The 12,959-nt window shown below is 59.2% G+C and carries 15 protein-coding genes; 14 read left to right on the top strand and 1 reads right to left on the bottom strand.

The features are described from left to right. Positions 1–6 precede the first annotated feature (6 nt). The 10 genes from ACQE3D_RS14620 (at position 7) to ACQE3D_RS14575 (ending at position 7,899) form a co-directional block, all read left to right on the top strand. Positions 7–675: a beta-ketoacyl synthase chain length factor gene (locus ACQE3D_RS14620; protein ID WP_313729943.1), complete on the top strand. Its 669-nt coding sequence runs from the start codon at positions 7–9 to the stop codon at positions 673–675. Next, positions 660–1,454 carry a lysophospholipid acyltransferase family protein gene (locus ACQE3D_RS14615; protein ID WP_313729944.1) on the top strand — a complete coding sequence of 265 codons (795 nt, stop codon included), beginning with the start codon at positions 660–662 and terminating at the stop codon, positions 1,452–1,454. The genes ACQE3D_RS14620 and ACQE3D_RS14615 overlap by 16 nt, the downstream gene beginning before the upstream one ends. Continuing rightward, the gene (locus ACQE3D_RS14610) at positions 1,444–1,698 is read left to right on the top strand and encodes a phosphopantetheine-binding protein (RefSeq protein WP_083385919.1); all 255 of its coding nucleotides are present in this window, start codon (positions 1,444–1,446) and stop codon (positions 1,696–1,698) included. The genes ACQE3D_RS14615 and ACQE3D_RS14610 overlap by 11 nt, the downstream gene beginning before the upstream one ends. Next, on the top strand, positions 1,698–1,946 hold the full coding sequence (locus ACQE3D_RS14605) for an acyl carrier protein (RefSeq protein WP_064027499.1): 249 nt from the start codon (positions 1,698–1,700) through the stop codon (positions 1,944–1,946). The genes ACQE3D_RS14610 and ACQE3D_RS14605 overlap by 1 nt, the downstream gene beginning before the upstream one ends. A gap of 1 nt (position 1,947) precedes the next feature. Next, the gene (locus ACQE3D_RS14600) at positions 1,948–2,490 is read left to right on the top strand and encodes a hypothetical protein (RefSeq protein ID WP_313729945.1); all 543 of its coding nucleotides are present in this window, start codon (positions 1,948–1,950) and stop codon (positions 2,488–2,490) included. A 3-nt stretch (positions 2,491–2,493) separates the two neighbouring features. Beyond that, positions 2,494–4,206: an AMP-binding protein gene (locus ACQE3D_RS14595; RefSeq protein WP_313729946.1), complete on the top strand. Its 1,713-nt coding sequence runs from the start codon at positions 2,494–2,496 to the stop codon at positions 4,204–4,206. Continuing rightward, complete coding sequence (locus tag ACQE3D_RS14590) at positions 4,203–4,943, top strand: glycosyltransferase family 2 protein (protein WP_313729947.1); 741 nt, start codon at positions 4,203–4,205, stop codon at positions 4,941–4,943. The genes ACQE3D_RS14595 and ACQE3D_RS14590 overlap by 4 nt, the downstream gene beginning before the upstream one ends. Continuing rightward, positions 4,940–5,866: a hypothetical protein gene (locus ACQE3D_RS14585; protein ID WP_168029555.1), complete on the top strand. Its 927-nt coding sequence runs from the start codon at positions 4,940–4,942 to the stop codon at positions 5,864–5,866. Before ACQE3D_RS14590 ends, ACQE3D_RS14585 begins: the two co-directional genes overlap by 4 nt. A gap of 426 nt (positions 5,867–6,292) precedes the next feature. Further along, positions 6,293–6,721: a ribosome-binding factor A gene (locus ACQE3D_RS14580; RefSeq protein WP_313729948.1), complete on the top strand. Its 429-nt coding sequence runs from the start codon at positions 6,293–6,295 to the stop codon at positions 6,719–6,721. After that, on the top strand, positions 6,703–7,899 hold the full coding sequence (locus ACQE3D_RS14575; RefSeq protein WP_313729949.1) for an RtcB family protein: 1,197 nt from the start codon (positions 6,703–6,705) through the stop codon (positions 7,897–7,899). Before ACQE3D_RS14580 ends, ACQE3D_RS14575 begins: the two co-directional genes overlap by 19 nt. A gap of 278 nt (positions 7,900–8,177) precedes the next feature. Here the strand turns inward: ACQE3D_RS14575 and ACQE3D_RS14570 are convergent, their stop codons facing one another. Next, positions 8,178–9,953, bottom strand: coding sequence for a GspE/PulE family protein (locus ACQE3D_RS14570; RefSeq protein WP_064027477.1), 1,776 nt, complete (start codon positions 9,951–9,953; stop codon positions 8,178–8,180). A gap of 225 nt (positions 9,954–10,178) precedes the next feature. Here ACQE3D_RS14570 and ubiG point away from each other — a divergent pair, with 225 nt between their 5' ends. From ubiG to sufT, 4 genes are read left to right on the top strand one after another with little or no spacing between them, the layout of a single operon-like run. Further along, on the top strand, positions 10,179–10,886 hold the full coding sequence (gene ubiG, locus ACQE3D_RS14565; RefSeq protein WP_064027479.1) for a bifunctional 2-polyprenyl-6-hydroxyphenol methylase/3-demethylubiquinol 3-O-methyltransferase UbiG: 708 nt from the start codon (positions 10,179–10,181) through the stop codon (positions 10,884–10,886). A gap of 5 nt (positions 10,887–10,891) precedes the next feature. Then, positions 10,892–11,563 (top strand): HAD family hydrolase, encoded by a 672-nt coding sequence (locus tag ACQE3D_RS14560; RefSeq protein ID WP_071157962.1) that lies wholly within the window; start codon positions 10,892–10,894, stop codon positions 11,561–11,563. Then, positions 11,554–12,282: an SDR family NAD(P)-dependent oxidoreductase gene (locus tag ACQE3D_RS14555; protein ID WP_313729951.1), complete on the top strand. Its 729-nt coding sequence runs from the start codon at positions 11,554–11,556 to the stop codon at positions 12,280–12,282. The genes ACQE3D_RS14560 and ACQE3D_RS14555 overlap by 10 nt, the downstream gene beginning before the upstream one ends. An 8-nt stretch (positions 12,283–12,290) precedes the next feature. Further along, positions 12,291–12,839: a putative Fe-S cluster assembly protein SufT gene (gene sufT, locus ACQE3D_RS14550; protein ID WP_313729952.1), complete on the top strand. Its 549-nt coding sequence runs from the start codon at positions 12,291–12,293 to the stop codon at positions 12,837–12,839. Positions 12,840–12,959 lie beyond the last annotated feature (120 nt).

Here is a 12,959-nt window from a genome sequence, read left to right as displayed (position 1 = left end):
GACGCCATGGCACTCGATTTTACGATTCGCGGCTGGCACGCGGATTTAAACCCGGCCGACGGCCCGGCACCGCGCCAGGTTCCGAAAAGTTTGTTACGACGCTTGAGCCCGCTGGCCCGCCGCGCGTTTCGGGCGATCGACGGCTGTATCGCGCCCGGCGAGGCCTTGCCGGCGGTATTCAGCTCCAGCCACGGCCAAATCGCCGATTCGCTGGCCTTGCTGCAAACCCTGCAAGCCGGCGAGGACTTGTCGCCGGCCGGTTTCAGCTTGTCGGTACACAATGCCATCGCTGGCCTGTATTCGATGGTTTACGCCCACCGGCTGGAAACAGTGGCTCTGGCACCCGGCGCGGGCGGCGTGGGGCCGGGCTTTATCGAAGCCTTGGGGCTGCTCGGCGAAGGTCATCAAGAAGTTTTGCTGGTGTTTTACGATGAAGCGCTGCCGGACTTTTATCCGACTACCGGCTATCGGTTGTCGGCGCCCGGCGCAGCCTTGGCCCTGCGTTTGGCGCGCGGCGGGGCAGGCCTGGTCTGCCGTTTTGAGCGGCTGGCCGAGCCGCGCGGCGACGGCGAGCAGCCGCTGCAATTACCGGCTTTGGTCGAATTTCTTTTCGATACCCGCGCCGAACTGCGTTTGGGCAACAACGGCCAGGGCTGGTTATGGCAAAAGCGCTGATTCGCAGCTTGGACTACGCTTGGCGGCTGTTCGCCACCGCCGTAAGTTTCGCGGTGTTCGGCGTCGGCGGCATGCTGTTGTGGTGGCTGGTGTTGCCGATCTTGGCGTTGCGGCCCAGTTTGCCGGCCGCCAAGCAGCGCCGCGCCCAATACGCGGTGCATCTGAGCTTTTACGCCTTCATCGGTCTGATGCATCGGCTGGGCGTGATGACTTACCGGATCGACGGCTTGGAGAAATTGAACCGGCCCGGCCAGTTGATCGTCGCCAATCACCCGACGCTGGTCGACGTGGTATTTCTGCTGAGCCGCATCCGACACGCCAGTTGCATCGTCAAGGCTAGTCTATGGCGCAATCCGGCGATGCGCGGACCGATATTGCACGCCGGCTACATCAGCAACGCCGATTCGCAAGCGATGTTGGACGCCTGCGCCGAACGTCTGCGCGAAGGCGGCTGTCTGATCGTGTTTCCGGAAGGCACCCGTTCGGTACCGGGCCGAGCCTACCGGTTTCAGCGCGGCGCGGCGGCGCTGGCCTTGCAGGCCGACTGCCTCGTCACGCCGGTGGTGCTACGCTGCCGTCCCAGCACGCTGACCAAGGCCGAGCCGTGGTATCGCATCCCGGCGCGGCGCTTTGCGCTTACAATGCAGGTCGGCGACGCCATCGATATCGACGCCTTTCGAGCGATCAAGCCGCGTTCGATCGCGGTGCGGCGGCTGACCGAAACCTTGCAAGACTACTTTAGCGAACGACGAATGAACGATGAACACGATGGAAACTGAATTAAAACGCCTGATTATCGACACGCTGGCCTTGGAGGATGTCGATGTCGCCGACATCGATAGCGAGGCGCCGTTGTTCGACGGCGGCCTGGGATTGGACTCCATCGATGCGCTGGAGCTGGGCGTGGCGATCCGCAAGCGCTACGGGGTCAAGATCGATGCCGAGCAGCACGACGTCGCGGCGATATTCGCGTCGGTGGCGTCGCTGGCGCGCTTTTTGGCGACGGCCGGGAGCGCGGCATGATGCAAACTCGCGAAGACATTTTGGCGGCGATCCGCGACATCATGGTCGAAATGTTTGAAATCGACGCGGCGGCCATCGTTCCGGAAGCCAAACTCTACGAAGATCTGGATTTCGACAGCATAGACGCGGTGGACATGATCGTGCGTCTGAAGGAAGTTACCGGCAAGATGGTCAAACCGGAAGACTTCAAAACCGCTCGCAGCATTGGCGACGTGGTCGAGGCCGTCCATCGTTTGCTGCAAGAGTAGCATGCCGCGCTGGTTCAATGCGGCGGTCGGCGTGCTGATGTTGCTGTACCCGGCGGCGGTGTATTTCGGACTGCGCTATTGGGAACCGCGCTGGATCGCGGCGGCGTTGGCCGGATTGCTGGCCGCGCGCCTGGCCTTGGCCGGCCAGCGCTGGATGCGTCAGGCGGCTTGGGCCGGCTTGGCCTTCGCGGCGTTCGCGGTCTGGAGCAATCAGGTATTGACCCTGCGTTTCTACCCGGTTGCGGTCAACGCCGCGATGCTGGCAATCTTCGGCGTCAGCCTGCTGCGCCCGCCCAGCCTGATCGAGCGGCTGGCCCGGTTGCAAACCCCTGATTTGCCGGCCGCCGGCGTGATTTACACCCGCCGGGTGACCGTGTTGTGGTGCGGCTTTTTCGTCTTGAACGGCACGGCCGCGCTGGTCACCGCGCTGTATGCCAGCTTCGAGGTGTGGAGCTTGTACAACGGACTGATCGCCTATCTGTTGATGGGGCTGCTGTTGCTCGGCGAATACGGTGTCCGGCGCCGCGCCGCTTGGCGGGGTTAGCGCGTGGCTCGGGCTTTCGATACCGCCGACGACGGCCGGCCGGTGGCTTGGCATCGCGGTCTATGCTACACGCGCGGCGATTTCCGGTTGGCCGTCGCGGCCTGGGCCGAGCGTTTTGCCGCCGATCCTTATCCGCGTTACGGCTTGTATTGCCAGGATGCCTATCCGTTCGCGGTGTTGTTGTTTGCGTTATGGCAGGCCGGCAAGCAGGTTTGGCTGGCGGCGAATAACCGGCCCGATACCGGCGCCTCGCTGGAAAGCGAAGACTGCCGCTTGCTCGGCGACTGGCCGGCGCACGGCCTGAGCGGGCCGGATTTCAACGAAATTTCCAGTGAAGCGAACGGCGCAACCGACGCTCAATTTGCCGGGTCGGCGAGTTTTAGCCGACCCTGGGCCGCTTGGCGAGCCTGGACGAGCGGGACCGATCGCCAAGCGCCGGACCTCGCCTTGTTTACCTCCGGTTCGACCGGCGTCGCCAAGCCCATTTTTAAAAGCCAACGCCAACTTTGGTGCGAAGTCGCCGGCCTGGAAGCCCAGTGGGGCGGCTTGCTCGGCGACTGCCGGGTAGCGGGCACCGTCGGTCATCAACACATTTACGGTTTGTTGTTTCGGGTGTTGTGGCCGTTGGCGGCCGGTCGCGCTTTCGTCAGCGAAACCGCGTTGGACGCGGCCGGTTTGCCGGAGCGCGTTTGCTGGATCGCCAGCCCTGCCCATCTGAAGCGCCTGGATGCCGAATCTCCTTGGGCCAAGATTGCCGGTTTCCCAGCCGTCTTCAGTTCCGGTGGCCCGCTACCGGCCGCCGCCGCGGAGCGCTTGGCGGCGCGGGCCGGGCACGCCGCGTGGGAAGTCTACGGCAGTAGCGAAACCGGCGGCATTGCCTGGAGACGATTTCCCGACAACGGCTGGCGCTTGTTCGCCGGGCTGACTCTAAGTCCCGACGGCGAGTTGAGTTCGCCCTATTTACCGGATGCTGAGCCCTATCCGCTGGATGATGCGCTGGCATGGCGGGCCGACGGATGTTTCGATCTGATGGGCCGGCGCGACCGCATCGTCAAGATCGAGGAAAAGCGTTTGTCGTTAACCGAATTGGAGCAGTGCATCGTGGCCGGCGGCTGGCTGGCCGAGGCTGTGGCCTTGCCGATCAGCGGCCGGCGCGATGCCGTCGCGGTGGCCGGGGTGTTGTCCGCGACCGGCCATCGCTTAATGCTCGGCGACGGCCGCAAGGCGCTGATAGCCGAGCTGCGAGAAGGTCTGCTGCGGCATTTCGAGGCGGTGCTGTTACCGAGGCGCTGGCTGTTTTTTTCGAGGCTGCCGGAAACCTCTGCGGGCAAGCCGGATGTGCCGGCCTTGCGGTGCTGGTTGGTCAGCGACGATCGCTTGCCGTTGCCGCGCCAAGTGCGCTGGTCGGGCGACAGCGCCGAGTTGACGCTGAAGATCCCGGCCGATTTGCGTTACTTCGCCGACCATTTTCCTCGGTTTGCGATCTTGCCCGGCGTGGTGCAGTTGGCTTGGGTCGAGCATTACGGCCGTTTGTTGTTCGGTTTCGTCGTGCCGTTTCGGAGTTTGGAAGCGATCAAATTCGTACAGCCGATTCGGCCCGATAGCGAGCTTCAGTTGAATTTGACTTGGCGCGCCGCCGCCGGCCGGCTGGCTTTCGAGTTTCGCGATACCGACCGGGCCTATAGCTCCGGCCGCTTGATCCAAGCCGAAGCATGACGATCAAGGTCTGCATCGTGATTCCGGTGTACAACCACGAGCGGGCGCTGCCGGCCTTGTTGGCGCGGCTCAAGCCGCACGGACTGCCGTGCCTATTGGTCAACGACGGCAGCTCGCCGGCCTGCGGACAAGTGTTACGCGAGCTGGCCGCCGCGCAAACCGATTGGTTGAGCTTGCTGGAACGGCCGGCCAACGGCGGCAAGGGCGCGGCGGTCGTGGACGGTTTTCGCCAAGCGCTGGCGCGCGGGTTTAGCCACGCGCTGCAAATCGACGCCGACGGCCAGCACGATACCGCCGATATACCGGCGTTTCTGGCGTTGGCCAGGTTGTATCCGGACGCGATGATACTCGGCGCGCCGCGTTACGGCGCCGACGCGCCGCGGAGCCGGGTACACGGCCGGCGCATCACCAACTTCTGGATTCGTATCAACACCTGGTCGGATGCCATCGCCGACGGCATGTGCGGGTTTCGCTTGTATCCGCTGGCGGCGGTCGAGCACTTGCTGGCTAGGCAGCGCGTGGCTAGCGGCATGGCCTTCGACATCGATATCGTGGTCCAGCTGTATTGGCAAGGCGTCACCGCGCTCAATCTGCCGACGGCGGTGCGTTATCCGGAAGACGGCGTGTCGCACTTTCGGTTGTTCCGCGATAACGCGTTGATTTCCGCGACGCACGCCCGTTTGTTTTTCGGGATGCTGCTCAGACTGCCGGTTTTGTTGCTCGGGCGTTTGCGATGAAAGCCGCCGGCCATTGGGCGCAAATCGGCGAATCGACCTGCGTTTGGGGTATGCGCTTGCTGTTCGGCGTGTTCCGTTACGGCGGCCGGCCGTTGTTGCAGGCGTTCTTGTATCCGGTGGTCAGTTATTACTGGCTAAGCCATCCTAACGCCAGACAGGCCAGTCGGCAGTTTTGGCGGCGTTTGGCGGTATTTAACGGCGAGCGGCCGGAGCATTTGAACTGGCGGAGTTGGCGGCATTTCATCGCCTTCGCCAACGCTATCATCGACAAAATGGCGGCCTGGGCCGATGCCTTGCCGGCGGATGCGGTCGAATTCGAGGGCCGCGAACGGCTATTGGCGGATTTGGGGCGGGGGCGCGGCGCGTTGCTGTTGGCCTGCCATCTGGGCAATCCCGAAGTGTGCCGGGTCATGGCCCGGCGCGATCCGAACGTCAAGATCAACGTGCTGGTACACACCAAGCATGCCGAGCGCTTCAACCGTTTGTTGGCGCGCTACAACCCGGCTAGCGCGCTGAACTTGCTGCAAGTCACCGAGATCGACGCCGGCGTGGCGATGCGCTTGGCCGAAAAAATCGAGCAGGGCGAGTTGGTGGTCATCGCCGCCGACCGCACGCCGGTGGGCGGCGGCCGGATAGCCTGGGCTGACTTTCTCGGCGCGTCGGCGCCGTTGCCGCAGGGTCCGTTCGTGTTGGCCGGTTTGTTGCGGTGTCCGGTGTACGGCTTGTTCTGTATCAAACAGGCCGGCCGGCACCGGATCATTTTCGAGCCGTTCAGCGACGGCTTGACCTGGACCCGCGCCAACCGCGACGCGGTCATCCATGCCGCCGTCCGCCGCTACGCCGAGCGTTTGCAACACCATTGTCTGACCGCCCCGCGACAATGGTTTAATTTTTACGATTTCTGGCGGGTGCAAAAGTGCTAGAAGACTTGATCGGTACATGCTTTTTATTTGTGACCCGTATAGTTGGATGATTTCTGTATATCTTGCGGGATTGATTAAGCCCAAGCAATAAACGCCCCTTCGTTCCCGTAATTTCACCATGGTGTATTTTGACACCGTCAGCGATATCAGCCCCATCACTGCAATTAGAAGCAGCGCAATATTTTGACATCCGTAGTCCAGGTTACTAAACTGCGCATCTTTTTAACCCACCAACCCACCGAAGGAGGCTGTATGTTCGATTTTGCAACGCGCTTAAGCCTCGCATCCTTAACCGGTCGGTAATTTTCATCCGATCGTCGGGATCGGGCTTCCGCATTAATCCCTTATTTTAATTTTTGGCCGATTCCGGTCAGGGCTGGCTATTGCCGTTGGGCTGCCAGCTTCGGATAGGCTTTGTGGAAGTTTATGAAAACACATCAATCCAACCGCACACGTTTATTGTGCGCAGAATGGCGCGAAGACGATGGTCTAGCGCCTCGTTTCGAACAACGCGACCCAGTTAAACAACAGGCGCGTAAAGATCAACAACTGAGTAAACAGGCACGTCGAACTTTAAGTTTATTTCTCGAAGGCGAATGCAAACACCCTGATTTGTTAGGCGTTGAGGTGCTCGCCGTACAGTATGAGCCTGCTAAACAGCGTCTATGTGTCAGCGTTGGCTCTCCCAACAATGCCACTAATAGCGAAGCCATTTTTGCGGCGCTAAAACACAGTCAAGCGGTGCTGCGTAGCGTGGTGGCAGCCAGCTTACATCGTAAAAAAGTCCCGGCTCTCAGTTTTTACTTCGTTGGTAGCAACAATACAGGAGGTGAATCATGCCTATTCAAACCCTAATCACCAAAGGCAAAGTGCCGGTCAGAATTTACACAGACCAAGTCGATCCGGCAGCCTATCAACAATTGCTGAACTTATCGCAGATGCCGTTTGTGCACAGCCATATTGCCGTGATGCCCGATGTGCATTGCGGCAAAGGCGCAACGGTCGGTTCGGTGATTCCGACGCTGGGGGCGATTATACCGGCGGCAGTCGGCGTGGATATTGGTTGCGGCATGTGTGCCGTGCGATTGTCGGTCAGCGCTAATGATTTGCCGGACAGCTTACGTTCATTGCGGTTAGCGCTGGAAGCGGCGGTGCCGGTCGGTTTTGCCATGCACCGTAGCGATCAAGCACAACGCTCGACCATAAACGCGCTTGGCGTGGGCTTACATCAAATTTTGGATAAACACCCCAAGGTCAATGCCAAGCAAAACAAGCCTTATCAAACTTGGATACGTCAATTAGGTACGCTAGGCGGTGGCAATCATTTCATCGAACTGTGTTTGGATGAAAGCGATCAAGTGTGGATCATGCTGCATTCCGGAAGTCGAGGTATTGGCAATGTGATTGGCGAGTATTTCATCAATCTGGCAAAAAAGGACATGGGGCAGCATTTGGTGAATTTGCCCGATAAAGACTTAGCCTATTTTCGCGAAGGTGCGAAGCACTACGACGATTATTTGCTGGCAGTCAGTTGGGCGCAGGACTATGCAATGACCAATCGACGGGAAATGCTGCGTTTAATCGGCGAGGTATTACATAAAAAATGGCCGAAATTAACCTTCACCAAGGAAGTCATTAACTGCCATCACAACTATGTCGCTCACGAATGGCATTTCGATGCCAAAGTGCTGGTCACCCGCAAAGGCGCAATTCGCGCTGGCGAGGGTGAGCTGGGAATTATTCCGGGCAGCATGGGCGCACGCTCTTACATCGTGCGCGGTAAAGGCAACGAACAGTCCTTTTGTTCGTGCTCGCACGGCGCTGGCCGCCTTATGAGTCGTAGCGAAGCCAAGCGACGTTACAATGCCGACGATCTAGCCCATCAAACACAAGGCATTGAATGCCGTAAAGATAGCGGCGTGATCGATGAAATACCGGCCGCCTATAAGGACATCGAACAGGTTATGGCACAGCAACACGACTTAGTCGAAATCGTGCATCAATTGCGGCAAGTGATGTGCATTAAAGGCTAGTCAATTCAGGCAGGCGATTGCGAACATTTTTGACGTAAGCGCCTGCTCCCTAATATGAATTCTCACTCATGATAACCATGCGATGAACGGCAGCTTACTGCTTTGCTCTTGCCATTAGATGAAAAGCCTTGAATGTCGCTAACGGGTCGATTTCTGCATTTCATAACTTCCAGGACGATGTCATTCCTCTACGGATAATTCTTCGGATGCGATGATCGAACATGTCATTGTCACCGGTTCAGCCGCGCCTAGACTTTGCCCCGCGATTCCGCCGACCGCTAAAATTCAATCCGCTCCGGTGCGACTCGGAGCACCTCTTCGATGGTCGTGATGCCGGCCGCGACTTTCTCGGCGCCGCTGAGGCGGAGCGGGCGCATGCCTTCCTTGATGGCTTGTTTTTGCAGCAAGGCCGTGTCGCAACCTTCGACGATCAGCTTTTCCAAAGTCTGGCTGTTCTCGAAGATTTCGTAGATGCCTATCCGGCCGGCGAAGCCGGTGTTGCGGCATTCCTTGCAGCCGGTGGCGCGGTGGATTTGCTTGGGCGGGGCCACTCGGAACGGCGCGACCAGGGCTTGCCATTGGGCGTCGTCGACGGCGACCGGCGTTTTGCAATGCTTGCATAAGACCCGGATCAAGCGCTGCGCCATCACGCCCAATACGGTTTGCTGAATCAGGTAGCCGGGCACGCCCAAATTCAGCAAGCGGGTGACGGCGGCCGGGGCGTTGTTGGTGTGCAGCGTCGAGATGACCAGATGGCCGGTCAGCGAGGCTTGCACCGCCATTTCGGCGGTTTCCAAGTCGCGGATCTCGCCGACCATGATGATGTCGGGGTCCTGGCGCAGCAGGGTGCGGATGCCGCTGGCGAAGTCCAGGCCGATATTGGCCTGCACCTGCATCTGGTTGAAGACCGGTTCGATTTGCTCGATCGGGTCTTCGACGGTGCACAGATTGATTTCCGGCGTCGCCAGCCGTTTCAGCGTCGAATACAGCGTCGTGGTCTTGCCGGAACCGGTCGGCCCGGTAACCAGGATGATGCCGTGAGTCTGGCCGGTCATCCGATTCCAGATCGCCAATTCCTGCTTGTTAAAGCCGAGTTGTTCGTAATCGCGCAGCAGCACTTCCGGGTCGAATATCCGCATCACCAGTTTTTCGCCAAACGCGGTCGGCATTGTCGATAGCCGCAATTCGATTTCCTTGGCATTCATTTGGGTTTTGATGCGGCCGTCTTGCGGCAAACGCTTTTCGGCGATGTTCATCCGACCCAGGATTTTCAGCCGGCTCAGCACCGCGTTCATGATCGGCATCGGCAACTGGTAGACGTGGTGCAGGATGCCGTCGATCCGAAAGCGCACGTTGCCTTGTTGGCGGCGCGGCTCGATGTGGATGTCGCTGGCGCGTTGGTCGAAGGCGTATTGCAGCAGCCAGTTGACCAGATTGACGACGTGCTGGTTGTTGGCATCCAGGTCCGCCATTTTGCTGAGTTCGACCAATTGCTCGAAGTTCTGGCCGCCGCCGCGTCCTTCGTTTTGGGTTTGCGCGCCTTTCAGCGATTGCGAAAAGTTGTAAAACTCGTCCAGATAGCGCTTGATTTCGTCGGGATTGGCGAACACGCAGCGAATCTTGCCGTGGTGCATCTTGGCCAGGTCCAGTTGCCAGGCGCGGATGAAGGGCTCGGCGGTGGCGACGACAATTTCCTCGTCGTTGATCTTGATCGGCAGGATGTTGTAATTGACCGCATAGGCTTTGCTGAAGATCGCGGTCACGCTGGGTACGTCGATTTTCAGCGGGTCGAAATAGTAGTAGGGCAGCGCCAGCTTTTTGGCCAGCCATTGGGTGAGGTCTTCCTGAGTCAGCAGCTTGCCGAGTTGACTGCGGTCGGCCAATTCGCATTCGCTCAAAATTTTCAACGGATGCTTGTTGAGATTGATCTTGGCGGCCGCGTATTGGCGGCATTTTTCCAGGTCCGCTTTCGACAATATGCCGTCGTCGTCCAGCCACTGGATAATGCGCTGGATGTCCAGCTTGTGGTCTTCCGTCTTGCTTTCTTCCCGCATACGCCGCTTCTGGGTGAGTGGAAGGCTTAGTCTAGCCAAATCCGGCGGAAGTTGGGGAGAATTGCCCGTCCCGAGTAACGCTGACAATCTTGGGTGCTTGGACGGCCGATTTCAACGCCATTCGATGAAGCGGGTCGCGGCGAACCGAATGCTTGCAGTTGCCGCATGACGAATAACCTAGTGTTAAAGTAAACTATCGCCAACTTACACAGCGCGCGGTAGATCATGACGGCAGCAGACAACGTACATCCTCACGAAATTCATAAGTTCGGCGCTCAAGCGGAGCGCTGGTGGGACCCGAACGGCGAATTGCATACCTTGCACGCCGTTAATCCGCTTCGCTTGGCATTCATCGGCCGGCAAGTCGATTTGGCCGGCAAGCGGGTGGTTGACGTCGGTTGCGGCGGCGGCATTCTGACCGAAGGTTTGGCCGGGCAGGGCGCCGATGCCTTGGGTATCGATCTGAGCGAAGATTTGCTGGATATCGCCGATCTGCACAGTCTGGAAACCGGCGTGGCGGTCAATTACCGCAAGGTCAGCGCCGAACAATTGGCGGCCGAGGAGCCGGGCGGCTTCGACGTGGTGACCTGTATGGAAATGTTGGAGCACGTTCCCGATCCGGCTTCGGTGGTCAAGGCGTGCGCGACGTTGGTCAAACCGGGCGGTCTGGTGTTTTTTTCGACCTTGAACCGGGTGCCGAAGGCTTGGCTACTGGCGATCGTCGCCGCCGAGCATCTGCTGAAAATGGTGCCGAAGGGCACTCACGAATATAAAACCTTTATCAAGCCGGCCGAATTGGATCGAATGGCGCGGGCCGGCGGTCTGGAATTGCAGGCAATGACCGGCATCGAATACAACCCGTTCGCCAAGCGCTTCAGTCTGGGCCGCGATATCGACGTCAACTACATCGCCGCGTTCGCGCGTCCGGAATAAACCGCATGACCGACTTCAAACTGGAGTGCGTGTTGTTCGATTTGGACGGTACCTTGGTCGATACCGCGCCGGACCTGATCGCCTGTCTAAATCGAACGCTGGCGGCGCACGGTTTTGCCGAAATTGATCCGGCGACGGTGAAGCCGGCGATTTCGCGGGGCGCCATGGCGATGATTCGGCAAGCGGTTACGGTGGACGAAGCCACGGCGCAAATGATGTTGAGCGACATGTTGGACGCCTATCAGGCCAATATTGCCGAACACAGTCGCTTTTTCGACGGCATCGGCGATTGCCTGGACGCCATCGAAACCGCCGGTTTGAAGTGGGGGGTCGTGACCAACAAAAAGCAGCGATTTACCTCGCCGTTGTTGCGAGCGCTGGCGCTGGATACGCGCGTGGCTTGCGCGGTCAGCGGCGACACCACCGCGTTTAGCAAGCCGCATCCGGAGCCGATGTTCGAAGCTTGCCGGTTGGCCGGCGTAACACCCGAGCGCTGCGTCTACATTGGCGATGCGCCGCACGACATTGCCGCCGGCAAAAACGCCCGTATGAAAACTCTCGCGGCCTTGTACGGCTATTTGAACAGCGACGACCAGCCGGACACTTGGGGGGCGGACGCGATGATCGAACATCCCCGTCAACTGACGCAATGGATCCAAACCAGTCTATGTCATTGAACGATCGAGTTATTTTAATTACCGGCGCCGGCGGCGGTTTAGGGAGCGCGGCCGCGCTGGCTCTGGCCGGACAGGGCGCCAGCCTGATTTTGCTGGACAACAGCATCCCTAAATTGGAAAAGACCTACGACGCGATCGTCGAGGCCGGCGGTCCGGAACCGACGATGTACCCTTTCGATTTGGCCGGCGCCACCGAAGCTCAATATCAGGAAATGGCCGACGCCATCGCCGAGCGCTTCGGCGCATTGCACGGCGTATTGCATTCGGCGGTGGAATTCAGCGCGTTCAGCCCTATCGCCAATTACAAAACCAAGGATTGGGGGCATGCGTTGAACGTCAATCTGAACGCGGCGTTTTTGCTGTGCCGGGTGCTGCTGCCGGTGTTGTTGGCCGCCGAGCACGCCGCGATTGTGTTTACGTCGGATTCCTCGGCTCGCAAGGGCCAGGCCTATTCCGGCGCTTACGGCGTTTCCAAAATCGCCTTGGAAGGTTTCGCGGCGATATTGGCGGCCGAGTTGGAATCCGCCGGCAAAATCCGGGTCAACACCTTGGTGCCGGGGCCGGTCGACAGTCCGTTGCGGCGTAAGGCCTATCCGGCCGAAGACAAGGCGGCGCTGCCGGCGCCCACCAGTTTGCAGCCGGCCTACGTTTATTTATTCAGCGACGCCAGCCTCGGCGTCACCGGTCAAATTATTGACGCCCAGACATTCAACCGTTGAAACGAGCTATGGCAGACAGAGAAGTGGTGTTTTTAAACCGTGACGTCAACATTGTCACGATTCCCGACGGCCATCACGGCATGTTGCGCAAGGGTCAGGAAGTCACGATCCACCAGTCCTTGGGCAGTAACTATACGGTTTTCACCGATTACGGCCACATGGTGCGGATCGCCGGCGTCGACGCCGACGCGCTCGGCAAGGAGCCTCAGCATTTGCAGACCCTGGTGTCGGAAACCGATGCACAGGCGGTCGAGCGCAATTGCTGGGAAGTGATGAAAACCGTCTACGATCCGGAAATTCCGGTGAATATCGTCGATTTGGGCTTGGTCTACGGTTGCGACGTGACGGCCAACGCCAACGGTGGTCACGACGTCCAGGTACGGATGACGTTGACCGCGCCGGGTTGCGGCATGGGGCCGGTGATTCAAGGCGACGTCGAGAAGTGTATACGCGGTTTGCCCGGCGTCGATAGCGTGGACGTCGAAGTGGTCTTGGACCCGCCTTGGTCCAGGGAAATGATGTCGGAAGTGGCTCAGGTTCAATTGGGTCTGTTTTGAGCGGCGCCGGGAATCTGGCGGAAATTTGCCGCCTTGCCGCTTCGAAGGGGTGTTTTGTATTCTAAGTTTTTGAAAAATAAAGATTACAATAATATGGCACGGTCCTGGCTATCGATGGTT

It is taken from the genome of Methylomonas sp. MS20 (assembly GCF_050275925.1).
GTDB classification, from domain to species: Bacteria; Pseudomonadota; Gammaproteobacteria; order Methylococcales; family Methylomonadaceae; genus Methylomonas; species Methylomonas koyamae_A.
Note: the sequence above shows the minus strand (reverse complement) of the source record. Positions and strands in the feature narration are given on the sequence as shown.